At 65.4% G+C, this 23525-nt stretch carries 21 protein-coding genes; 7 read left to right on the top strand and 14 right to left on the bottom strand.

What is annotated here, in order from left to right:
- Window positions 1-83: 83 nt before the first annotated feature.
- Window positions 84-779 carry a hypothetical protein gene (locus ACQS5P_RS04275; RefSeq protein WP_428939671.1) on the bottom strand — a complete coding sequence of 232 codons (696 nt, stop codon included), beginning with the start codon at window positions 777-779 and terminating at the stop codon, window positions 84-86.
- Window positions 780-884: 105 nt separating this feature from the next.
- On the opposite strand from ACQS5P_RS04275, the gene ACQS5P_RS04270 reads away from it, so the two are divergent.
- From ACQS5P_RS04270 to ACQS5P_RS04260, 3 genes are all read left to right on the top strand, one after another.
- The gene (locus ACQS5P_RS04270; RefSeq protein WP_428939670.1) at window positions 885-1106 is read left to right on the top strand and encodes a hypothetical protein; all 222 of its coding nucleotides are present in this window, start codon (window positions 885-887) and stop codon (window positions 1104-1106) included.
- A gap of 122 nt (window positions 1107-1228) precedes the next feature.
- Complete coding sequence (locus tag ACQS5P_RS04265; RefSeq protein WP_428939669.1) at window positions 1229-1891, top strand: tetratricopeptide repeat protein; 663 nt, start codon at window positions 1229-1231, stop codon at window positions 1889-1891.
- 66 nt (window positions 1892-1957) lie between these two features.
- Entirely contained in the window at window positions 1958-2965 is a 1008-nt protein-coding gene (locus tag ACQS5P_RS04260) for a LacI family DNA-binding transcriptional regulator (RefSeq protein ID WP_428939668.1), read from the top strand.
- Window positions 2966-3005: 40 nt separating this feature from the next.
- Here ACQS5P_RS04260 and ACQS5P_RS04255 read toward each other — a convergent pair whose 3' ends face one another.
- A complete protein-coding gene (locus ACQS5P_RS04255; RefSeq protein WP_428939667.1) occupies window positions 3006-3584 on the bottom strand; it encodes an acyloxyacyl hydrolase in 579 nt (192 codons plus the stop codon).
- 125 nt (window positions 3585-3709) lie between these two features.
- On the opposite strand from ACQS5P_RS04255, the gene ACQS5P_RS04250 reads away from it, so the two are divergent.
- Complete coding sequence (locus ACQS5P_RS04250; RefSeq protein WP_428939666.1) at window positions 3710-4381, top strand: ankyrin repeat domain-containing protein; 672 nt, start codon at window positions 3710-3712, stop codon at window positions 4379-4381.
- Window positions 4382-4447: 66 nt separating this feature from the next.
- Here ACQS5P_RS04250 and ACQS5P_RS04245 read toward each other — a convergent pair whose 3' ends face one another.
- Window positions 4448-5230: a class I SAM-dependent methyltransferase gene (locus ACQS5P_RS04245; protein WP_428939665.1), complete on the bottom strand. Its 783-nt coding sequence runs from the start codon at window positions 5228-5230 to the stop codon at window positions 4448-4450.
- Window positions 5231-5332: 102 nt separating this feature from the next.
- Here ACQS5P_RS04245 and ACQS5P_RS04240 point away from each other — a divergent pair, with 102 nt between their 5' ends.
- The gene (locus ACQS5P_RS04240; protein WP_428939664.1) at window positions 5333-6619 is read left to right on the top strand and encodes a DUF2062 domain-containing protein; all 1287 of its coding nucleotides are present in this window, start codon (window positions 5333-5335) and stop codon (window positions 6617-6619) included.
- Here the strand turns inward: ACQS5P_RS04240 and ACQS5P_RS04235 are convergent.
- From ACQS5P_RS04235 to ACQS5P_RS04190, 10 genes are all read right to left on the bottom strand, one after another.
- A complete protein-coding gene (locus ACQS5P_RS04235; protein ID WP_428939663.1) occupies window positions 6525-7304 on the bottom strand; it encodes a polysaccharide deacetylase family protein in 780 nt (259 codons plus the stop codon). The two genes, ACQS5P_RS04240 and ACQS5P_RS04235, sit on opposite strands and share 95 nt — an antisense overlap.
- Window positions 7301-11299, bottom strand: coding sequence for an MMPL family transporter (locus ACQS5P_RS04230; protein WP_428939662.1), 3999 nt, complete (start codon window positions 11297-11299; stop codon window positions 7301-7303). Before ACQS5P_RS04230 ends, ACQS5P_RS04235 begins: the two co-directional genes overlap by 4 nt.
- Window positions 11296-12036 carry a hypothetical protein gene (locus tag ACQS5P_RS04225; protein WP_428939661.1) on the bottom strand — a complete coding sequence of 247 codons (741 nt, stop codon included), beginning with the start codon at window positions 12034-12036 and terminating at the stop codon, window positions 11296-11298. Before ACQS5P_RS04225 ends, ACQS5P_RS04230 begins: the two co-directional genes overlap by 4 nt.
- Window positions 12036-13607 (bottom strand): class I adenylate-forming enzyme family protein, encoded by a 1572-nt coding sequence (locus tag ACQS5P_RS04220; protein WP_428939660.1) that lies wholly within the window; start codon window positions 13605-13607, stop codon window positions 12036-12038. Before ACQS5P_RS04220 ends, ACQS5P_RS04225 begins: the two co-directional genes overlap by 1 nt.
- A 22-nt stretch (window positions 13608-13629) precedes the next feature.
- Window positions 13630-14949 carry an NAD(P)/FAD-dependent oxidoreductase gene (locus tag ACQS5P_RS04215; RefSeq protein ID WP_428939659.1) on the bottom strand — a complete coding sequence of 440 codons (1320 nt, stop codon included), beginning with the start codon at window positions 14947-14949 and terminating at the stop codon, window positions 13630-13632.
- Between the two features lie 22 nt (window positions 14950-14971).
- Window positions 14972-15925 carry a hypothetical protein gene (locus ACQS5P_RS04210; protein WP_428939658.1) on the bottom strand — a complete coding sequence of 318 codons (954 nt, stop codon included), beginning with the start codon at window positions 15923-15925 and terminating at the stop codon, window positions 14972-14974.
- A 63-nt stretch (window positions 15926-15988) separates the two neighbouring features.
- Window positions 15989-18385 (bottom strand): beta-ketoacyl synthase N-terminal-like domain-containing protein, encoded by a 2397-nt coding sequence (locus ACQS5P_RS04205; protein ID WP_428939657.1) that lies wholly within the window; start codon window positions 18383-18385, stop codon window positions 15989-15991.
- Entirely contained in the window at window positions 18382-19398 is a 1017-nt protein-coding gene (locus ACQS5P_RS04200) for a lysophospholipid acyltransferase family protein (protein ID WP_428939656.1), read from the bottom strand. The genes ACQS5P_RS04205 and ACQS5P_RS04200 overlap by 4 nt, the downstream gene beginning before the upstream one ends.
- Before the next feature lie 48 nt (window positions 19399-19446).
- Window positions 19447-20187 (bottom strand): LolA family protein, encoded by a 741-nt coding sequence (locus tag ACQS5P_RS04195; protein ID WP_428939655.1) that lies wholly within the window; start codon window positions 20185-20187, stop codon window positions 19447-19449.
- Window positions 20188-20193: 6 nt separating this feature from the next.
- The gene (locus ACQS5P_RS04190; RefSeq protein ID WP_428939654.1) at window positions 20194-20898 is read right to left on the bottom strand and encodes a 3-hydroxyacyl-ACP dehydratase FabZ family protein; all 705 of its coding nucleotides are present in this window, start codon (window positions 20896-20898) and stop codon (window positions 20194-20196) included.
- A gap of 231 nt (window positions 20899-21129) precedes the next feature.
- On the opposite strand from ACQS5P_RS04190, the gene ACQS5P_RS04185 reads away from it, so the two are divergent.
- Together ACQS5P_RS04185 and ACQS5P_RS04180 are read left to right on the top strand one after the other, a co-directional pair.
- Window positions 21130-21795, top strand: a complete 666-nt coding sequence (locus ACQS5P_RS04185) for a lysophospholipid acyltransferase family protein (RefSeq protein WP_428939653.1) — start codon at window positions 21130-21132, stop codon at window positions 21793-21795.
- A gap of 14 nt (window positions 21796-21809) precedes the next feature.
- Window positions 21810-22529 carry a lysophospholipid acyltransferase family protein gene (locus tag ACQS5P_RS04180; protein ID WP_428939652.1) on the top strand — a complete coding sequence of 240 codons (720 nt, stop codon included), beginning with the start codon at window positions 21810-21812 and terminating at the stop codon, window positions 22527-22529.
- On the opposite strand, the gene ACQS5P_RS04175 is transcribed toward ACQS5P_RS04180, so the two are convergent.
- On the bottom strand, window positions 22483-23466 hold the full coding sequence (locus tag ACQS5P_RS04175; RefSeq protein WP_428939651.1) for a nitrilase family protein: 984 nt from the start codon (window positions 23464-23466) through the stop codon (window positions 22483-22485). The genes ACQS5P_RS04180 and ACQS5P_RS04175 overlap by 47 nt on opposite strands.
- Between the last annotated feature and the right edge of the window lie 59 nt (window positions 23467-23525).

The following is a 23525-nucleotide window of genomic DNA, read 5'->3' as shown; positions in this document are numbered from 1 at the left end:
TCTGCGCTTGACGGTGCGACGGCGAAATCATCGAAGTTTCTGTTGGAAGACCGGCTCGGCGTTGTTGACGCTGGTCGTGGAGTTCACTGGGACGTGCCAATGAGCAATACGAGCAGCAGTCGCAGCAGCAGATACCCGCCCACCAGCACGAGAATCACGAGCAGGGCGGTGAGGATGGAATTGACGATCGCTGCCGCGGTGCTGACGTGCAGTCGTGATCGGGCGCCCAGGATCGTGCTGACCATGATCCACAGCAGCGCCGCGGGCGGTCCGATCAGCGGCACAATCGCCAATGCGCTGGCGCCCAGGTTGTATGCCAGGACGTTGTAGTGCAGCACGGCTGGTGCGCGGCAGGTCGGTTCCATCGAGTTGAGCTTATGGAACACGATGGTCGCCAGCTCCAGCAGCGCCCAGACGATTGCCGGAGCGAGTGCGGCGGCGAGGACGACGTTGAGCCAGAAGCCGGGCGTGTGCGTGCCCTGGTACAGTTGGAAGAGCAGGGCGTGCAGCAGCGTGCTCAGCGACCACAGCCCGCCGCACGCCAGCGCGAAGGTGCGGGCGTCGGCATTGCTTTCGGGTCTGCGGATGGCATGCAGCAGCCGCAAGGGTGACAGCAGGCTCATCCTGCAGGTCTGGATCATGGCCTTGAAGATGCCCAGGTGTCCGCGATCTTCCCAGGGCGTGCCGACTCCCGGCGCCAGCAGGTTCACGTGCTCGACGATCCTCTTTTTTTCCAGGGCCGCGATATGCAGATCCGCGGGCGGGGTGATCTTGGCCATGTGCGTGCTCCGACTCCAGCCCAGATGAATCGACAGCATTGTCGACTTAAAGTATGCTCAACGCCAGCGTCCGGGAGTCGAGCCGGGCAGAATGGAGACAGGCGTATGTGCCGTGGCGGATGGATTGGGGTGATGCTGGGATTGTGGGTGGGTGTGATCGGCGGGTGCAGCGAGAAGCTGGAGACCGGGTACAAGCCGCGTCCACTGACCGCCTCGCCGGCCATGCGCCGCAGCTACTATGCCAGTCCCTTTACTCCTGAGGCCAAGGCGCCGGAACTTGAGCGGGAACAGGAATTTGAGGCGCGTCGCCCGCGGCCGGGATATTGAGCGGTTTGGGCCGGGTTTTCGATGATTCGGGCATGCGTCTGGACCGATTTTGCCGGAACTTGTGCCGTTGATTCCCACAGAAATCCTAGAAATCCGCAAGCCGTGGGGTCTAAGATTGGTCCGTGCAACTGGGCGTTGATCCATGCGAGTTCGTCAGTGCCGTAAAGCCGGTCCTGGAACGTAAGGACCTGTCGGGGCTTCTGGCGCTGCTGAAGAGCCGATGGACCGGGGAGCAGATTGTTGCCCTGCTGCGCTGTCCGGATTGCGATGCCCGCAAGGTGGCGGCCTTGGCGCTAGCGCTGGTAGGCTGCCGGCATTGTCTTCCCGCCCTGGCCAGGCAGCTTAAGGACCCCGATCCGGTGGTCAACCAACTGGCGGAGCACGCGATCTGGATGATCTGGTTCCGCGGCGGCAGTGAAGAAGCCAACCAGCACGTCTGTCGCGGCGCCAGAGCGATCGATCGCGGCGATTACCACCACGCGATCGAACATTTCAACCAAGCCATCCTCCTCTGCCCCGATTTCTCCGAAGCCTACAACCAACGAGCCATAGCCGAATACCTGCTGGAACGCTACGAGCAGTCGATCCTGGACTGCAAAAAGACGATCGAGCTGATGCCGATTCATTTCGGCGCCTGGGCCGGTATGGGGCATTGCCACGCCCACAGGGGCAGGCTCGCCGAAGCCGTTGAGTGCTACCAGCGGGCGCTGGAAATCAATCCGCACATGACCCAGATTCGCCAGGCCGTTGAGGAGTTGCGGTCGCGAATCGGTGTGGATGTTTGAGTCTGTGGACAGGATGGCAACGGCGGGGATGAACTGAACAGGCCTGTGGATTATAATGTCCTGATCGTGCGGAACCGACCAACCATCGCGGATGTGGCCCGGCTCTGTGGTGTTACACCGGCGACGGTCAGCCGGGTTCTGAACCGCAAGAAGCATTTTTCCACGAGCGAAGCGGTTCGGGAGAAGATTTTCGACACGGCGCGAAAGCTGGGTTATGTGCCGGATCTTGCGGCGCGAAACCTGAACCGTCGCAGCACCCGCATCATCGGCATCTTCAGCGCGCCGCACACCAGCTTCACCTGGGGCATTAATCAGTCGTTGCTGGAAGGGGCGGCGGGCGTGCTGCACGCCGAGGGCTACGACGTGTTCTTCGAGGTCAGCTCGCCGCTGAAGGTCGATCACGCCCTGCCCTTCTGGAAATTCGACGGCGCGGTGCTGTTCCAGTCGCCTAAGCGGGAGATCATCGGCGAGCTGGATAATCGCCGCGTGCCCTACGTGTGCGTGAACGAACGGCTGGGCAGCCCAGTGGCCAATGTGCTGGCCGACGACGTCATGGGGGTGAAGCTGGTCGTGAAGCATCTGGCCGAGCTGGGGCACCGGCGTGTGGCATATGCCAACGCGCGGTCGCAGTACCATCCGCACTACAGTGTGGTCGAGCGACATGAAACGCTGCTGGAGGAAGTGCGGAGTCTGGGCGGGCAGGTGGTGCCCGGGCACGACGCGCCCTTCGACGACGCCGAGCAGTTCCTTCGCCATTCGGTGATCCAATCCGGCGCCACCGCCGTGGTCACCTATGACCACACCATCGCTGTGACGGTGCTGGGCGCCGCGGCGCGGCTGGGGCTGAGGGTTCCTCAGGATTTCAGCGTGGTCTGTTTCAATGACGAGTTTCCGACCTCGGCGATCGCGCCTTCGCTTACCGCCGTTGCGGTCTCGGGCAAGGAGATGGGGCGGATCGGAGCCGAAACGCTGCTGAAGAACCTGGCGACCGGCCAGGTGCCGCCCGCGCGGGTCATTCGCGTGCCCGAGACGCTGCACGTCCGCGAATCGACCGGTCCGGCGCCGCGCGGTTGAGGGCTGAATGTTCGCCCGCCAAAGCGCCCGCGCAGCCGGCCTATCGAATCAGCCACATCAATCCGGTATAGCATTCGACGCCGTTGATACCCGGGTTGCGTTCCACGCCGTCGATCCGGGCGTTGGACAGATGAAAGTACCTCACGCCCAGCACCCAGTGCAGGTCGTCGCGCAGCGCGATCGTGCCGCCAAGCCCCACCCGCGTGATGAAATTCAGGTTGGTTCCATCATGGGGCACCCGATCGTCGCCCCAGGCCGGGCCGAAGCCGGCGTCGGCGAAGATCGAGCCGCGTCGGCCGCCGTCCAGCAGCAGCAGATGGTGCCGGACCGTACCGCCCAGGCCGCCCATCCACGCATCCCCGCCGGTCTGGACCGCGCGGGCGATGGACAGCTCCAGGTTCAGTGAGAGATTGTCCCGCACGAAGTATCCTCCGCCGATCGTCAGCGCGCTGAGGTCTTCGTTGCGCTGTTCCAGACCGGCGGCGTATGAGGCGAAGCTCTGGAGCGTGAACGTGCCGCGCGCAAGGATCGTGTCGCGCTGCGCCGTCTGCGCCAAGCCCGGCCGCGGGAAGATCAGAATGCACGCTGTGCAGATCGCCACCGATGCAAGATGTCTCACGCCAGGACTCCTTCCCGGGCGCACAGCAGCGGCCAATGACGCACACATCACATGTTGCTGTGCGGTGGCCGCAATGGTAGCCTCTGGACAGCACTTCGCACAGGCACACGGGAAAGGAGTCGCGCATGCGTCGCACGTTTGGCTTGAATCGGCTCGGGACAGCGGCATTGCTGATGGCGGGGCTGCTTGTTATCGGGTGCAACAGCGCCGAAAAGCGGGAGGCGATGTCGAATCCGTACTTCGACGCCGTGCAGATGGGCACGGCGGCGCCGCTTGAAGCCGCCAAAGCCAGCGGCGCCAACATCAACGCGCACGGAGAGGATGGCAACACGCCGCTGCACCTGGCCGCACAACTCGACAACGTCGAGGCGATCCGTTTCCTGATCGCTAACGGGGCCGCGATTGACGCCCGCAACGATGATGGGCAGACGCCGCTGCATTTGGCGGCCGAACAGAACCGCGCCAAGGCAGCGGCGGCGCTGATCGAAAAAGGGGCCGATGTCAACGCCCGCGATGAGGACCAGATGACTCCGCTGCATGCGGCCGCCGAGCACAATGCCCTGGAGGTCGCCAGAGTCCTGATCCAGCATGGCGTCCAGGTCAATGCCCGTGATGAGGACGGCTGGACGGCGCTTCACTTCGCCGCCGACGACAATTACGCCGACTTCTGCCAGATGCTGCTCGAGAACGGCGCCGATCCGATGATCAAGGACAACGACGGCAAGACCGCGATCGGCTTGGCGCTGGAGGAAAAGCAGACCGCCGCCGTGGACGTGATCCGCAAACACAGCAAGTGAGCACGCGCGGCAGCATGCGTCGGCCAGCCGCCGCGCCTGTTGGGCGCGCCGGCGGCCTGTGTCGGCTTACGGATCGGCTGTGGCGCGTGTTGCGGTGTATTCGGCGAACATCCCCAGTTCCATGCGATGCCTGACGTTGGCAAAGCCGCAGCTTCGCAGGCACTCGACGACGGTTTGCGGTGGGATGCAGGAGTCGATCGTGTCCCAGTAGTACTTCCACAGCAGGGCCGAATCGCCGCCGTGCGAAGCGAATCGCGCCATCGCCGGCACAATGTGGCGCAGGTAGGCGCGAAGCGCCCAGCGGTGCGGTGTGAAACGCGGCCGGGCGATTTCCAGAATGCAGATGCGTCCTGCGGGCTTGAGCACGCGATGAAACTCCGAGAACGCCGCGTGCAGGTCGTCCAGATGCCGCAGCGCATAGCCCATCGAGACGAAATCGAAGCCCGCATCGAGCAGGGGGATCCGCTCGCCGATACCCAGCACCGCTCCAATACCCAGCAAACGAATTGCCTGGTGGATCATCGCTGGCGACGGATCCAGCCCGATAACCAGCCGGGGATCGCCGACGATGCCGATGGCTTCGCGTGCGACCAGCCCGGTGCCGACCGCCACATCCAGGACCCTCATGCCCGGTGCAAGTCCTGCCCGCCGCAGCGCCCGGCGGCGATACCATCGCCCGCTTCCCAGCGCCATCAGCGTCTCGATCCGGTCGTAATTCGCGGCCGAGCGGTCAAAGACGCGGCTGAGGAACGCCCGCTGTTGCCGACGATCCGTGTAATAGCTGCGAAGCACCGGATGCGGCGGCAGCACCGCCCGCGCCGTGGACGATCGAGCCGGAAGCAACGGCATCGGCGCATTGTAGGTTCGCCGCCAAACCACACAAGCCGATGGCTCGTTCACCATGCCGTTCAGTGTTGACCAATCCGCTCAGCAGCATTAGGGTTCCTGCCCGTGCCCGAGGATCTGCGGCCAACTGCGTATCGCCCGGTCGTTGTCGCGCCTACGTACGACAACATTCGTTCCCTGCCGCAGGTGCTGGAGCAGCTTGATCGACTGGGGCTGGACGTCATCGTCGTCAACGATGGATCGCGCGACGGCACGGACAAGGCTCTTGCCGCCTGGCAGGACCAGGCTACGACAACGCGGCGATTCGTCATCACCCATCCGACCAACCGGGGCAAAGCGGCAGCACTCAAGAGCGGCTTCCATCAGGCCGTGGCGATGGGCTACACACACGCGGTGACGATCGACACCGACGGGCAGCACGATCCGCGGGATGTTCCGCGGCTGCTGGCCGCCTCGCGGCGTCGCCCGGATTCACTGGTGCTGGGAGTGCGCGACATCCGGGCCGATGGATACCCTCGGTTGAACCGTCTGGGCCGGCGGATCAGCAATCTGCTGGTCTGCTGGCAAAGTGGATCGCGGATCCAGGACAGCCAGTGCGGGCTTCGCGTGTATCCGCTGAGTTTGATCGGGCAACTGAAGTTGCGGTGGGGTCGGTACGGGCTGGAGACGGAGGTGCTGGCGCGGGCGGCGTGGGCAGGGGTGCCGATCCGGCAGGTTCCGGTGCGGTGCCTGTATCGCCTGCCGCTGGGACGCGTCACACATTTTCGCCCGTGTCGCGATTCGTGCGCCGCCGCCGCCATGCACGCGATGCTGCTGGGGCGGTCGTTGCTGCCCTGGCCGGCCAGGCGGCTGGGCCGCTGGCCAACGGGGACGATGTGGTGGCGGCTGGGGCGATGGCTCAGTCCCTGGCGGGCGTGGCGCGCGGTGCGCCAGTCCGCGGCGCAGCGCAGACGTTTTGCGGTGGGGCTTGCGACAGGAGTGTTCATCGCCAACCTGCCGTTGTACGGTTTGCAGACCGCTGCCGCACTGATCGCCGCCCGACGCCTGCGATTGAATCCGCTGGCCGTTGTGGTCGGCTCGCATCTGTCCACGCCGCCGGTCGGGCCGCTGCTGATCGCCAGCGCCATTGCCGTGGGGCACGTGATGCTGCGTGGATCCCTGCCCTGGCCACAAAGCTTCGATCCGCGCCTGCTCGGGTATGGCACGCTGCTGCGAAATCTGCTGGTGGAGTGGGCGGTTGGCGGTGTGATCGTCGGCGCGGCGCTGGGCATGTTGACATTCGCCGTGGCGCGGACGGTCATCGCGTTGATCGAGCGTGGCCGGGCTGCTGCGTGTAGGCCGGCAGACCCAGCAGTTCATCCAGCCTCGCCGGCTCAAGCCCTCGATCCCTGAGCGCGACGACCAGGGGCCGTATGGCCGCCAGGGTGGCCGCGGGATCGCGTCGCCCGCGCGGCTCGATGCCGTCATGCAGGACCAGCACATCGCCCGGTCGCGTGGTCGGCGCCAGCCGCTGAAGGATCGATCCGGATTCGGTGGGCACGCCATCCAGTCCGCGGCGGGTCCAGGTGATGATGTGGTGTCCCAGTCGCCGCGCCGCGCCGCAGATGAACGGCGTCTTGACGCCCATCGGCGGACGAAACAGCCGCGGGCGCAGGCCAATAAGCTCTTCGATCAGATCGTCGGTGCTTCGGATCTGCCGCTGCCAGTAGCGCCCACCGCGGAACATGCCCAGGTGAGCATGATCGAGGCTGTGATTGGCGACGATATGCCCGGCCTGGTGAATCAGGCGCAGCAGATGGCCGGACCGCCGGATGTTGGCGCCGATGGTGAAAAAGGCCGCCGGGGCGTTCAGGTCGTCAAGCGCATCCAGGATGTATCCGGTCCAGGGGTCGGTTGGACCATCATCGAATGTCAGGGCATAGCGCGGCCCGACATTGCCCGCGGCGCAATGATAGACCGGGCCGAAGGCTCGCGAGGCCGGGTGGATCATCGCCCAGGCGCACGCTCCGCCCAGCCCCGCCGCCGCAAGCGCCGAGCCTGCGACAAGAATCGGTCCTGCGCTGTTGGCCAGGATCATCTCACCACCCGAGGCGTATATCCGGGCTCCAGCGCCGGCAGCACATCCTGGTGTGGCAGGGGATGGTGCACGCGCCCGGTCATGCTCATGACGAATGCGGCGCTGTTCGCCTGGTTCAACCCGCCATGCGTCGATTGCATGCTGATGTATCGCTCATATGCGGGAATGCCGGCACAGTATCCATCGCGAAGACTCAGCAGCACGGTCGGCGGGTTGACCACCAGCCGATGCAGCGCGTCCCAGATTCGTCGCGGCGCGTTGGGCCAGGGATGATCCAGTGTGTGCTGGAACCAAATCTCATCGCTGGCGAAGCCTTCATTGTCTACCAGACCCTGCTGTTGGAGCTGGCGGATCAACGGCATCAGCTCCAGTACATCGGCATCGATCGGGCGATAGCGCAGTTTCTGCTCGCGGCATTCGATGGCGGCGGATCCGGCGGCGCTGCGCACGATGGCGCGATCGTGATCCATGTAGATCGCCAGCTCGATCCCCGGATCGCGAAGCAGCGCCTGCGCCACGCGTTGCGGCTGGCGCGTGTGCACGGCGGCGCAGCTCACCAGTCCGTTGATCTCTACCACGACATCATCATCCCGGTCGATTCGTTTGCGCGGCCGAAAGCCCGCGCTTGTCAACGGGCGTTGAAGCCGGATATTCCGTGAAGGCGTGTAGTTGTGCCCGTGGTCGGACATCATCGAGATCTTGATCGCTCCGCGGCGGTCGTGAAGCAATTGGAGGCACAGCCGCTGCGCGCCGTCAAGAACTTCCTCGGCGCCCTGTCGGCCGTACTTGCAGACCATGCTCGCGGCGCTGGCGAAGTAGACGAAGGTGACCCGATCGGGCGAGCGGTCGATCGCGTCATAGGCGCGGCGCAGCTCCGCGGCGTACCAGCCGCGCGGATCGAGAAACGACAGCCCGTGCTCCAGGTAAGCCGCGCCGTAGTGCAGCCGGCGTTCCCAGGGCTGGCGCCGTCCACGCACGCGTTGCCACAGCCCGTCGTCGATCTTTCGGCGGCGCGGATCGTAGTGCTGATCGATGATCCCGGGCAGGGGCGGGGCATTGAACACGTCGCTGTAACAGATCTCGGTCAATGTCGGGAACGGGGCGATCAGCTTCTGCGGAGCATCGAACCACCGCAGGTCGCCAGCCTGGTATCGATCCGCAACCGTCTGATACGGAATCGAATCCAGCAGCAGGATGACATGAGGTACCTGGCGATTGGCGTAATCGGCGGGGCGGTAGGCGCGGTCGGGACGGGCATCTTCGTCATCGTCGTAGAGCAGTTGGTCGAGCCGGCCATCGACAAAGGTGATCCCAAAGTCGGCGCGCCCGTTGCCGGAAACGTCGAACCATTGTTCGCGATCAGTGCGATGAACTGGCGAGCGGGGGAAGCCGATGCGTCCGCGCGGCGCAGCGCACCCGCTGGCCAGACCCAGCCCAATCCCCGCCACAAGAAGGGCAACAATCGATCGGGCCGGCAGCAGCATCGGCGCCAGCAGCACGATCGCGCCGATGGCACAGCCGCCAATGCCGATCATCACCGCCAGACCCAGCGATTGAATCGCCGGAACGGATGTGAAATAGATCGAACCGAACCCCAGGATGGTCGAAGCGGCGCACAACACGATGGCCTGAAGACTCGTGGCGATGTGAGCCAGGCGTGCGGATGGATCATGGCCGGCGCGGCGTGCCAGGCCGACCAGGAAGATGCCGTAGTCCACATCGATGCCGATCAGCAGCGGAATCGCCACGATGTTCACCAGATTCAGCCGCAGCGTCCCCAGTTGCATCGCCGCCAGCAGGCAGGCAAGGCTGAAGCACGTCGGCACCAAAGCCAGCAGCGTATCCCGAATCGAGCGGAAGTGAGCCAGCAGATAAATCGCGACGACGACTGCGGCAGCTCCCAGCAGTCGGGGCAGGTCGCGATGGATCGCGGATTCGATGTCGTGGCTGACGGCAGGCATGCCGCTCAGTGTCGCGCCTGGCAAATCGGCCAGCAGCGCGCGCAGCGTCGCCAGCGCATGCTCTCGCCGCTCGCGACGGTCCAGCGGATCGTCGAAGAACACGTGCGTGATGGCCTCGACACCCGCAGCGGGGCTGGTGAATCCGTCCGGCGGGCGATCGACGGGCAGGATCGCCCAGCGGAGCTGGGGATAGGCGTCAAGCGTCGCGACGGTCGGCGGCGCGGTGGCGGTCAGGAGTTGGCCAAGAAACGAGCGGTAGGAAGCCAAAGCCTGCGGATTGAAAGAGCTGTCGGCGACGACCGCGTCAAAATCCGCCAGCACCTGAGCGGCCAGCGCTTCGCCGCCGAGCTGCATGCGGCGCCGGGTCAGGCGCGGGTCTGGCAGCAGTGTCGCCAGGCCGAAGCTGCCGACCACGCCGGCCCCGCGTGCCGCGGGCGTGTCCAGCCGCGATCTCAGCTCGTGCGCCAGCGTCAGAAGCTCCTGATCGTCTCGGGCCTGAAGGTGGACGATCAGCGTGCCGGGGGCCATGCCCATGGCCTGTGCGATGCGTCGCTGCGCGTCCAGCGGCGGATTGGGTCGCGGGTGCAGCACGGTCAGATCAGATTCCAGCATCAGGGCAGATCGGTCGATAAGCAGCCAGGCAGGCGGCGCGATCACGGATACGACACACGCGGCGATCAGTGCGCGACGAAACGGTCTGATTGCCGTCAGCAGCGGCGCGATGCTGAGCCTTGGCCAGGGCTGGCTTGAGTGCCGATCCCACAGCACCAGGGCCGCGGGAAGCACCAGCAGCGTGCAGGCGAACGCGCCGCTCAGCCCCAGCGCAGCCGCCAGGGCAAAGTCGCGCAGCATCCGCGCCGAGGCCAGTGCGATGGCGAAGAAGGCGATGACGGAAGTTGCCCAGGCCGCCAGCAGCGTCGTGCCGATGGAGCTGGACGTTTGCTCTGCCGCGACCGACGGTGCTGCGCCGAGTCGGCGGCGATCGTGGTAATGTGTGAGATAGTGCAGGGAGTAGTCGATTCCGATGCCCGCCAGCACGCCGCCGATCACCGCCGTCAGCGGCGTGATCGTGCGTTGCAGCAGTGAATAGGCGGCGAATCCGAAGAGCACGCCCAGTGCCACCGGGAGCATCGCCAGCACGAACGCGCCCACGGGCCGGCGAAATGCCGCCGCGAACAGCACCGCCAGACCCGCCACCGCCGACAACACGCTGACAATCGCGTCGCGGCGAATCAACGAGGAGCTGTGAGCGGCGATTGCATGGGCGCCGGAAAGATGAACCTCCAGGCCATCATGGTTGCACTCCGCGGCAAGCCCGGCAATGGTCCGCGTGAAGGTCTGGGCAAAACCGAGATCGCTTGGCGGCTGCGTGGCGGCGATGCGGATCAGCAGGCTTCGCCCATCAGCAGAAAGAAACTCATGGCGGCCCTGAAATGTTCGAACCGGTTGCAGCGATGCGAGCCGAGGCAAAAGGAATTCATGCAACCGCAGCGGATCATGAACGATCTGCTTCGACATCGCATCGGCCGCCGGTCCGGGCGCGGAGATGAGCTGTTCGTTGCGGCGAAACTGCTGGGCGATTTCCTGTCGGCTGAGGCGTCGTCGAGCCGCTTGGAACTGCTCTTCGTCAAGATAGAACAATCCCGCCGGCACGATCACGTCCTGGACGAACTGCCGCGACTGGGCATCGACGGCGTAGCTGATGCCGGCGACCTGGCGCCTTGCGTGCGGATCGTTCGCCACCGCAGCTTCCAGTCGCTTCGCGAACCGCAGCAGCAGTTCGGGATCCGGCTCCCGGGCGGTGGGCGACAGGCAGACCAGCAGCAGCAACTGTTCGGCGGCGGCGTAGTGGTGGAGCACTCGCGAGAGGACTTCCGCGGAGCGCTGGCCGGCTGACGTCATCGCTTCAAGCGTCACATCCGGCTCCAGCCGCCGCACCAGCCCCGCCGCCACGCACGCCAGCAGTCCCGCCAGCAGCAGCGTGATGACCGGTCGGCGCGACGGCCAGTTGAGCACCGCAGCCACCGTTTTCATGGCAGTTTCTCCGCTCGCGCAGGCGGCTGAAAGGCGGCCTGCGCCAGCTCCTGATTGATCTGCAAATCCCGAAGTTCCAGCCGCAACGTGCCGGTCCTGCTGCGCGCGACAATCCTCGTTGGCCAGACCTGTCCGTTCGACTCGATATAGCGATCGAGCAGCAGGCTGAACTGCTCGCGTCCATCGTGATCCAGCAGTTGATACGAGCGGACGGTGAGCGTGCGGCGATCGATGGCGCAGCGAAGCGTCAGGTCGTCCGATATCGGCTGGATCGCCACCAGAGTATCGCGGCTGTGCTCAAGCCTTTGCGGCTGGATGGTGTCGCAGGTCATTCCAAGCCACGATCGGATCATCTCGGCTGCGCCGCGCCCGGTCAGCGCGATGTCTGTCGGCCCCGGCGATTCGTTCGCTGCCGCCAGATACACCGCATCCGGCAGGACAGTCAGGTCGAACACGGCGCGGCCGAATTTCCAGGCGCGAATTCGGGCAGAATCAGGAGGCTTGAGCGCACACGCCGCTTCGAGGATCACCGATTCATTGCGGCCGCGTGTCAGGCGCAGCGTTCCCTGCCCGCTGACGGTCGTGATCTGCCGCGTGCGGGCGTTGAGGACCTCGAGCGACTGCTGCGGCGACATCATCGGCCAGACGGGGATTCGACTGCCCGCACAACCCAGCAGGCCGACGAGCAACAGCAGCAGCAACGAAGCTGTAACGGCGGCGGGCCGGAGGGCGCGCATCACGTTTCCTCCGTCGTGGGCGTTGCATCCACCAAATGCCGCAGCACTTTGCCGGTGGGGCTGCGCGGAAGCCAGCGACGGATCTCGAAAACCCGCGGCACCTTGTAGCGCGCCAGTCGCTGCCGCGCCAGCTCACGCAGCGACTGAATGCTCGGCGGATGCGACGGATCCCTTGGCATCGCGATCGCCTTGAGACGACAGACCGTCTGGCTCTGGCGGATCGGCACGACCACGCACGCCTGCACGTCAGGATGTTCACACAGCACCGACTCGACCTCCAGCGGATTGACCTTCATCCCGCCCACGTCGATCAGCAGTTTCAGCCGCCCGGTAATGCTGAGCCGGCCAGCCGCATCCAACCGACCCAGATCGCCCGTGAGAAAGTATCCGTCACACAGGGTTGTCGGCTCATTCAGATAGCCGTCGAACATGGACACGGCGCGGACGGCGATCTGTCCCTGCTCACCCGGTGCAAGCGTCCGATGAGCTGTGCAGATCCGCGCATCCGCTTCCGCCGCCGGATCCAGAATGCGAATGCTCACGCCGTGCATCGCCTGTCCCACGCTGGCCGGGTCGAAATCCGGCTGCTGCGGATCGTTGAAGGTCACCGACCCGACCTCGGTGGCGCCGTAGAGCTGGCTGACGCGCAGGCCGTAGCGGCCAAGAAAAGCTTCGTAGATGCCGGTCGGCAGCGGCGCACCGGCGGAGTAGATCCGACGTATCTGCGGCATCGCGGGCGGCGGGCCCGCAAGATCCGCCAGCATCTCGATGATGCTCGGTACCGCCGGAAAGATCGTCGCGCCGCAGGCCAGCTCGGGCGCGATGACGCTCAGATCCAGGCCCCGACCCAGCACCACCGTGCTGCCGGCCCACACCGGCGCCAGCAGCCCGTGTTCCAGGCCGTACGAATGCGACAGCGGAAGCGTGGCCAGCACGCGGTCGTGTTCCGTGAAGCCGACGCTGCGGACGATCGCCATCGCGGCCGCATCGAGCGAGCGGCCGCTGCGCAAAACCAGCTTGGGCAACCCCGTCGTGCCGGAGCTTTGCAAAAGCAGCCCGGCACGGGCGGCGGCGCCGCGCGCAGCGGTGCGGGAACTGTCAGTGATCCGCGCAGCCGAGGATCGGGCCGGGCCAATCCCGTGGGTCGGGGATGATGCTCGGTTCGATCCGCTGATTTGATCGATGTTCCAGACCGTGGGGATGTTGTCCGCCATCAATTCGATCGCCGACTCGGTGCCGATCATCGCCACGGCGGAGGAATGTTCGGCGAGGCGTTTGAGCTCCGCGGCGCTCAGCTCCGGCCCGACCGGCAGCACGCGCAGCCCCGCCGCCAGCCCGGCCAGAATCGCGATGGGCATTTCCAGCCGGTTGGGACTACAGATCAGGATCGTCTCTCCCGGACCAAGATGTGCATCATGCAGGAGCCTGTCTCGCCAGACGCGCACTGCGTCGTGAAGCTGCCGCCAGCTCAGTTGCGGCATGGCGGCGTCCTGCTCGGGTGAGGCCATGCGGTAGGCCGTCGTCGCGCCGCGATCCTGGGCGTGCCCGGCAAGTCGGTCTAGCAGTTGCATCGAATCCATGGCGACAACGGTACTACGCAGCGTCGGTGCCGAGGGCGCCGCAAACCTGCGACGGCAGCGGCGCCGGCTCCTGCGCCAGCAGCGAGCACTCACGCCGGCGCGCGACCAGCGGCACGTACTGCTGTGCCCACACGAACAGCTCGAACAATCGCAGCCGCCAGCGCAGCGACCACGGCGGATGTGGAAATACCTGCCCGGCGAGGATCGAAATCACCGCGCGGTGCACCTGCAAAGGGCCGGTGCCGTTCATGAACAGCTCTCGAAACGAATGGCGATAGTATCCGCGGATCAGCCGCCAGAATACACCAGAGCTTGACTCCACAAAGCGGATATACCGCGAGCGCGCCTCCGCCGGAGCGGTCCGGCCGCGGAGCATGTCGCAAACAAGTCTGGCCGCCTCGTTGGCGCCCATCATCGCCAGCGTCACGCCTGTGGAGAAGATCGGATCAAGGAAGCATGCCGCATCCCCGACCATGAAGTACCCTGGGCCGGCGTAGGGCTTGCACGTGTAGCTGAAGTCGGCCAGTACGTGTCTGTCGCCGATGGCTCGTGCGGCGCGCATGCGCTGGCGCACCAGCGGGCATCGTGCGATCGCCCACGCAAGCATCTGATCCGCGCTGATGCCCAGTTGCCTGACGAAGGTCGGTCGGGTCACGAAGCCCACGCTGGTCACGTTCTGGTTCAAGCCGATCAGCCAGAACCAGCCCTCGCTGGTCATGATGATCGCCGGATGTCCGCTCTGGTCGCCGCTGAGGCGTTCAACATTTTCAAAGTGCCGGAAATAGGCCACCTTCTGAAGTTCCGGGTCATCGAAACTGCGGCGCAGACCCAGATGCCGGCCGACGACCGTGCCATGCCCGGAGGCATCGATCAGGATCCGCCCCGAAAAGGTGCTCTGGTCGCAGGCCAGCTCAACGGCGTCGTCGTCAAGGCGGACAATTCCGCGGACCGGGGTGTTTTCCAGGATCGTGGCGCCGGCGGCGCGCGCCTGGTCGATCAGCATCTTGTCAAAATGCGACCGCTCGATGTTGAACACGGCCGCGCCAGGCAGCAGTCCATCGGCGAAGCGGAACTTCATCGTCTGAAAGTCGTCGCCGAAACCGAACTCGGCCCCGTACTTGGGCAGGTGCGGCAGCCGGGCCAGCGCCGAGCTGAGCCCCAGCTCTTCCAGAAGCGGCGTGGTGCGGGGCAGGATCGATTCGCCGATGTGAAAACGCGGGTGGGTAGCTTTCTCCAGCACGCACACCCGCCAGCCCCGCCTGGCCAGCACCAGCGCCGCCGTCGCCCCCGCCGGGCCGCCGCCGATCACCAGCACGTCGAATTTCGTTTCCACGTTCAGCTTTCCTCCGGACGGATCAGCAGGCCAGTTCGGCCACGCCTTCGATTTCGATCAACAGCTCGGCGCGGCACAGATCCGCGCGCAGCAGCTCGACTGGCCCGATCAGGCCGGTAAAACGCCGCTGAAGCGCAGCGGCGATCCACGGTCGATCGGCGATGGCAGGATGGTACACGCGCAGCGATCGGAACGCGGCCAGGGGGTCGGTGCCCCCGGGGCCGTCCGGCATTCCCGCCCGCTTCCGCGCCGCCAGCAACAGCGTCCTCAGATTCTCAAGCGTTTCGCCGGTTTGTTTCGGCAGGTCGGCCGGATACATGCTGTCTTCGCCGCGGATGCTGGCGGTGCCCCCGACCAGCAGCATCGGTCGTTTGTTGCGGGGATGCTTCAGCAGCGTGGCGCGGACGAAGCACGGCGGCAGGGGACCGTAGCGCCTGGAATACCCGATCGCCGGTACCTGCCGCGGATTTTCGATCGCTTCTGCTGGCTCTGCCGCGGCCAGACAGTGCACCACCAGATCGCTGCCCCGGTGTCCCACGCCCGAAGCGGTTGGCACGTGCTGCGGCAGGTTGGGACGGCCGAACCATTGGCAATAGGCGTTGAACCGCCCGGCGTTGAAAACCATGTACCGGTCGCGCTGCGCATCCATCCGCTGATGAATATGGGGGAGGAAGTTCCAGACCCGCACCGGCCAGGGGTGCGGCGAATCGCTCAACACCTCGCGCAGCAGCCGGTAGATTTCGACGGTGCGCTGCTCCAGCGCATCGGCCGCCGCCACCACCGCGTCACGCAGGCACACGCACGCCAGCGTGCAGCCTGAGCCACGATACACCGTCAACTCCAAGCCATCGCTTTGGCGACGGAGCGGCGGTGAAGTCAGCTCCAGCAGTTGCCACACCCACGCTGGCGGCCACAGGTCGCATCCCCGTCCCTGCCTGATCGCACTGGCTCGGATGTGCTGGTTCAGTGTGGTCATCCCTGCCCTCGTGAGATTCCATGCTGACCAAGGCGAGTCATTATCACGTCGCCGATGAGAAAGTCATCCCGGCAACTCGATTCGCGTGGCGGCCACACTACCGGCGAAGTCGCTGCACAGCACCGCGAAGCATCGCGGCGTTTCGCCGCCGCTGGCCGGCGAAAAACCCAACTGCGCCGCGGGTGTCGACAGCCGCGGCATCCGCCCGCTCAGCAGCACCGCCGCCAGCCCCGCCAGCGGCATCGCGCTGAAAAGCTCTGGCACATGGCCATAGATGCTTGACACCACGCCGCCGAACTCCGCGCGGCGGATCGCCAGTGCCTCGGCGCGGTCGATCCACGTCCCGCAGGCCGAGCTGACGATCCCATCGATCTGCCCAAGCTGATGAATGCAGCGTGCCAGCGTGTTGGGCAGGTCGCCGCCGCGCTCGCCGCGTCCTGCGGCCCAACTGGTCAGCCGCGCCAGCGCCCGGCCGCCACGGCGCTCAAGCGACTGAGCTGATTCCAGCACCACAGCGACACTGCCACAGGCCATACAGAAGCCGTGATCCTGCGCGAACGGCGCCGCCGCGGGCAGCGATGTCGCGGCCAATCCGCAATGCTGGTACGCCTGCTCGATGATTGGGCACTGCTCTTCGCCCGCGCCGACGATCGCCCGATCCCACACGCCGCTGGCGATCCGGCTGGCCGCCAGGTTCAGAGCGTCAAGCCCGCTGGTTCGCGTGCCGATGATCGACTGGCAGGCGCCTCGCAGCCCAAGCATCAGGCTGAGCTGCGCCGCGCCGGAGTTGGGAACCGCCTCGGCGAACAGCATCGGGTTGGCGGCGCCGATCCCCTCGCTCACGATCTGCTGGTAATAGCTCAAGCTGTATCCCGCCGATCCGTGCATCGTCCCCACAACCGCCGCACTGTCCTGTGCGAACGCGGGGATGTCGGCGATGCCCGCCTGGCGGCAGGCGATGGTGGCGGCAGCAAGCTGAAGCTTGACGTACTGGCTCATCCGCCGCACCCGACGGGCATTGATCAGCCCCTCAAGCTCGGCGTCGCTGATCTGCGGCCAGTGGCCCTGCCACGCCGGCCCGCCCGGCCGTTCGATCCACCGTCCAAAAGCCTCGTTGCCGACAATGCCCCCAACCACAACACCGATCCCGCTGATCAACACTTCGCGCGTTGCCGATGTGCGACCCGAATAGTGGCTGTTTCCTGATGACAAAGCGGATCGTAGACGTTGCAGGCTCTGTCCACTTGCGGCGCGATCGGCAGCGTCCGTGGGTTTTGTGAGAATCACGCACGTGTTGGCCCCGCCGAAGCCCAGCGACGTGTTCAGCGTTGCGCGAATGCTGGCGGTGCGTGCCTGTCCGGTCACTACGGAAAGCTCGGGGAACTCGATGTCGTCGGCGGAGACATTGGCGCAGGGGGGGATGGTCTGATGGTTCAGCGCCATCAGGGAGAGAATCAGCTCGACGGCGCCTGCGCCGCCGAGTGTGTGGCCAAGATGACTTTTGAATCCGACGACGGGGATGTTCCGCAGATGGTGAGCGAAGACGGCGGCCATGGCGGCGCGTTCGGCGGCGTCGTTGTCGGCGGTGCCGGTGGCGTGGGCAGCAATCAGCCCGATATCCGGCGGATGCAGCCCGGCACGCTCCAGCGCCTGTGCCATCGCCTGCGCTGCGCCGGTGCCCTGCGGATGAGGCTGCGTCAGGTGATGCGCATCAGCCGACTCGCCCCAGCCTGCCACCCGGGCCAGAATCCGTGCCCCGCGTTGCCTGGCGTCGGATTCCCGCTCCAATACGACGATTCCGTAGCCTTCGGCCAGCTTCATGCCCCCACGGTCGCGAGCAAACGGTCGCAGCGGACCCTGGGCCACCAGCCGCAGGCTGTTGAACCCGCCCCAGACATACTCGCTGATCGTGTCGTATCCGCCGGCGATCAACAGGTCGTACTGCCCCGACTCCAGCAGTGTTGCCGCCAGCGCAATGCTGCCCAGACTGGAGGAGCATGCCGAGCAGGTGGTAGCCGCCAGCCCGCCGATCGTCAGCCCGCCGCACGCCAGCCCGAGGGTATGTCCGGCCAGAAACGCGCGCAGCTCGTCGAACTTGCCGCTGCGCAGGAACCGTCCGCCGGCGCGCATGCCGTGCAGGGTTGTGCCGAGGATGATCGCCCGCCGCGGGGCAGGGGCGGCGTCGGCGAGGTTGATGCCCGCTTCGCTCGCCGCCTGGAGGATCGTGAAGCGAAGATATCGCGCCTCGCGGGGCAGATTCGATTCAAAGTCCTCCGGCAGATCGACCGCCTGCCCGCCGGTGCTTTCCGACGGCAGTTGCGATTCGATGGCGCTGATCGTGCCCATGCCGCACCGCCCGGCACAGACCGCATTCCAGGTTTGCACGGGCGTCAGTCCCAGACACGTGACCAGTCCCGTGCCGGTGATGACGATCGAGCTTTCGGACGTCCGATGGCTCATCGTGTACAACTCCTGTCCTGCGGCCAGGACTGCGCTTCCGGTGAAACAGAGTCAGTTCCATCACTGAAGCCGGGCGCGTCTTCGACAAACGACGGCCACAGAACAAGCCACTGATCCGGATACTGCCGGATGAACTTCGCCAGGGTCTGTGCGATCCGCTGCATCGCCGGTGCGATCTGGTCCTCGGCGGTTACTTCGATCGGCGGCTCAATGAACAGGCGGCATCGGCCGGGGGTGGTGCAGATCGTGAAGACCGGAAATACGGGGCTTGCGGCGATCTGCGCCAGCTTCAGTGGCCCCAGGGGCAGTCGCAGGTGTCCGTGCAGCATCGGCACATCCAGTGCCTTCTGTCCCGGCAGGGCGCGATCGGCCTGGAGCACCACCACCTGATTCTCCCGCAGCGCATCGCGCAGCTTCAGCCAACTGTGCCATCCGTCATCAATCGCGACCTCATGCACGCCCAGCACGTCGCGAAGTTGTTGACGCATTTGCTCGAAGCCGCCGAACGGATCCCGCTTGAACACAACATGGATGTGCGGTTCGATCTGCGCCAGGGCGGCCAGCCCAAGCTCGAAGCTACCCATGTGGGCGGTGACGATGACTGCGCCGCCTCCGCTTCGCCGCCGGGCCAGATAGGCTTCGCGTCCTTCGATCGAATCGATCCTTTGACGAAGCTGGCTGGGCGTTTGCCGGGCACTGGCGGCGATGTCCAGCACGAAGTCGTAGAAGCGTGCGACGACTGCCTGGGCAAAGCGCATGCACTGCCGGGGGGAAACGTCCGGGCCGAGGATCCGCCGGGCGTTGGCGAAGGCTGCATGGCGAACGGCGCTGGAGCACCGCGGCACCAGCCACGTAACCGGATGTCGCAGCCGCCGCGCGATCCACCGGGCGCGACCCGCCAGCCAGAACAGCGCCGTAAGCCAACCGGCCGACCATTCCGCTGTCCGGCGTGAAGGCCAGCGTACGGACCCGGCTGAGGCCAGGCGTGGTTGTCCGGCGGCGATCGATTTCACCGTGATACGACAGATACGCCAGAGTACGTCGGATGAATTGGGCGCCGCTCAGCGTGGCGCCAGCCCTTCCAGCGGACGCACGAGCCTGACGTCCGCCGGCAGGCGCAGGCGACGCAGTTGCGCCTCGTCCAGGTTCGTGTTCGCCTGAATCTTGCCGAACGTCAGGATCGTCTTCTCGCCATCAGCGTCCAACATTTCGGTGCGGATCATAAAAGCGGTTGTGGTGTCGATCAACACACGAACCTGCGCCACGTGTTCGCGGAGTGATTGGTCCACTGGCCGCAGACGCAGCGCGATGTAATCTCCCGAGCGGCCTGCAAGCGTGGCGTCCAGCTCACTGACCGAATCGGCCTCGACAATGAAGTGCTGCCTGAGCAGTTGCAGGTTGGGCAGCGGAGATGCCGCCAGTGCCCCAAGCTGCCCGCTGATCGGATAGATCTCCTGGAGCTTCTCGGTCGGATAGTAGATGCTCGCTTCGTTTGGGGTGATGATCATCACCGTCGGCTGCGGCTCGGTCGTGTCCCATCGCATCAGCGTGCGGGTGGCGCGGACGATGCCTCGACTGCTCAGCGGTTTTTTCAGCAGCGGCGTGAACTTTTGCTGCTCGAATTCGGCGGTCAGGTCCCGGATCAGCCCGGCGCGCTGATCAATCTGGATGAGTCGATTCCACAGTTGCGGATCGACCTGATCGGCGGGTTGGGTGGAGGTAGTGGTTGGACGGCTTGTGGGCGACTCGGCGCCGATCGCACTGCTGAGCAAGATCGCGATGATCACTGCGATGGCGCGCATGTCGAATCACTCGCCGCGCTGAAGGGTCAGCCTGCCACGGGCCACAACACTGCCGCCGACCGTTGCCACCACTTCATACATCTGGAGCGAGCCCATCACGCGGGCGAGCGTCGAACGCAGCTCGATCCGGGCCGGCGGAATGACGGGTTGCTCGAAACGAATGTCCACCTGCGCCAGCTTGCCTTGTGGCGGCGAGTCCGCCGGGCCGGCAAGACCCGATACCTGCGCCAGCGCCTCGGCGATGAGCACACCCGGCACGATTGGCCGACCGGGAAAATGCCCCGCGAAAAATGCTTCGTCTCCCCGCACATGCCATTCGCCTGCCGCGCCCTGCCCGGGCTTGACCTCGATCACGCGACTGACGAACCGGAACGGCTCGCGATGCGGCAGCTTGTCCAGCCAGTTGTCCAGATGGACTTCAGTCACCCTCGTGCCGGGCGATTGCCCGCCCCGTTGCTGCTGCACGTACCGCGCCAGCGTGGCAACATCCTTGAACACCGCCTGCCCCACCGCCTCATTGCCGATCCGCACGCCAAACTGTTTCTCGATGTTCGTCACCAGCAGCAGGATATCCAGCGAATCCAGATCCAGTTGGCTGTTCTGGAACAGAGGCATATCGTCGGCGATGTGCAGGTCCGGTCCGAGCTTCAGATCCCGGCGGAGCATCGACTTGATCTGTTCAAGCAGGCTTGGATCCAGCGGTTCGGGCATCGCATCAGCCACAGCACGCGGCGCACGAGGGAAAACGGCGAAGTCGGACGCACAGCACTCTTGCACGCCGCAACCGCGCCAAAAGTCAGACCAGCAAGTATAATCCCGCCCCTGTCGCAACGCGAGACGGGCGGCGCGACAGCCGCGAAACTGGGAATCAGACGGGTGACACATGAAGCATCCCAACTGCCCGCTTCAGCGTTGCTCCTTCTGCCTTGATCCCTGGAATCAATGGGTCGCCTGATACATTCGGCCGCCATCGTGGCGGGGAGGTTCATTCTCTCGCAGTGCGTTCGGGTGCAGGTGCTGAACCGGCATTGCGTGCCGGCGCGCGGGCCGTTCCTGCTGGCCTGCACGCACCTCAGCCACCTGGAACCGTTTGTCGTCAGCAGCGTGCTCAACCGCCACATCGACTGGATGGCGCGCGTGGAGTTTTTCCGGAACCCGCTGGCGGCGAAACTGCTGCGAATGGTGGATTCGTTCCCCGTCAACCGTCGGGGCGTGCCGGTCAGCGCCATCCGCTCGGCGCTTCAGCGGCTGGGAAGGGGCCGGATCGTCGGGATGTTCCCCGAAGGAGGAGTGGCCACCGGAACGCGCGCGGTGATCCGCGGCGGGGCGATCAAGCAGGGGGTGTGCCTGATCGCCAATCGCGCACGCGTGCCCATCATCCCGGCCGTCGTCATCGGGACTGAAAAACTCAATTGCGTGCAACCCTGGCTGCCGATGCGCCGCGGAAGGCTGTGGCTGAGCTTCGGCAAGCCTGTCATGCCCGTGGTCTGCCAGCCGGGTCGTCGTCTGGCCCGACAAATACTGGCCGAGCAGCTTCAGTGCCGATTCGCACAAACGTACCGACAGTTGTGCCAGGCCTGTGCGATCGACGATGCGATGGTTCCTTGACTGCACGCCATGCCGTGAGCGACTTGTTCTACAATCTCGTGTGGCACCTGGGATACCCGGCGTTCTGGGTTTCCTCGCGCCCGACGATCATCAACGCGGACATCACGCAACGCCGCGGGCCGTATATCCTGGCCGCCAATCATCACAGCCCCTACGACATCCCGCTTCTGATGCGACACACGCGGCGGAACCTGGACTTCGTGAGCATCGTCGAGGTATTCAGCAACCCGCTGCTCGGCTGGTTCTACGGATCGATGAATGCGTTTCCGCTCGATCGCTCGCGGCCCGATGCGCTAACCGTTCGCAGGATCCTGGATCGACTGGCGCGGGGCAGAGTTGTGGCCATGTTCCCCGAGGGACAATTCCGCGGCATTGACGAATCGGTGGTCAGTGGCGGCTCGATAAAGCCGGGCATCGGACGCATCGCCATTCTCGCTGGAGTGCCGATCATTCCCTGCGTGATCGTCAACTCGATGGCCTACTCGCGATTCGCAGGCTGGCTGCCGCTTCGCCGCACGCGATACGGGATCATCTACGGCCAGCCGCTGCAACCCGATCCGCGTGCCGATACCCGCCATGCGGCAGCCGAGCTGGAGCAACGAGTTTGCCTGGCGTTTCGTCAGCTCTACCGGCAACTGCTCGAGGCGATGGGTCGACGCGAACACGGCGAATCTGGCGCCGGCGCGCTCACGACGCCGATGGCCCGGCAACGCTCAGGCCCTCGAAGCGGCTGACGCGCGTCGGCCGCTCCAGACCGGTTGGCACGGTCAAGGGGTGATACAGCTCGGGCCGGCGGGTCGTGATCCAGCGCCGCCCGGTGCAGCGCTCCAGCAGGGCCGGATCAAGATCGGCCACGAGCATGCGATCGGCGGCTTCCCAGGTCTCGACGATGATCCGACCGTAAGGATCCAGGATCATCGCGTTTCCAGTGCGGACCTCGTCATCGTCGCGCCCGACGCCGTTGGAGAAGATCAGGAACATGCCGTTGTCATGGGCGCGGGCCGGAAGCCAGCGGAGCAGCCACCCGCGCCCACTGTCGCCGCGGAACGCCGCCTCGATCGCTGCCGGATCCTTGTGGCGGTTTTCCCAGAGGTTCACGTCGATCGGCTTCATGCCATGGGGGCTGCTGGTGGCGCAGCCCCCAGTCTGGTGCGGCGCCAGCAGCACTTCGGCGCCCATCAGCGCGGTGATGCGGACGTTCTCGATGATGTTGTTGTCGTAGCAGATCAGCACGCCGACGCGGCAACCGTGCGGCGTGTCAAACACGGTGTACTCGTTGCCGTCGCTCAGGAATTCGCTGACGAAGGTGTGCAGCTTGCGGTGCCGGCGAAACTGCCCATCAGGCATGGCGACCACGAAGGTGTTGTAGAATCGCCCGTCGTCGCCCGCTTCGATCAGGCCGGCGCCGATCGTCATCCCATGCCGCCGCGACAGCTCCATCAAAAACCGCGATGAGGGTCCGTCGAAGACCGGCTCGGCCAGCGCCGCGAACCGCTCACGATCGAGCTTGCGCAGATACCAGTAACCCGTAATGCAGCACTCGGGAAAGCAGATGAGCTGCACACGCTGCTGCGCTGCCTGCTCCACGAAGCTGCGAATCTTCTGGAGATTGGCCGGCTTGTCGCCGTTGACGCTTTGAAACTGCACGGTGGCGGCTCGAAGAGGTCTCATGGCATTGCAGAACTATCGTATCGAACTGAACAGACCAAACGACGCATCACAGCTTTGGC

It is taken from the genome of Fontivita pretiosa, from assembly GCF_050410795.1.
GTDB lineage: Bacteria > Planctomycetota > Phycisphaerae > Tepidisphaerales > Tepidisphaeraceae > Fontivita > Fontivita pretiosa.
The sequence above is the reverse complement of the archived record's forward strand: the minus strand, read 5'-3'. Positions and strand labels throughout refer to the sequence as shown.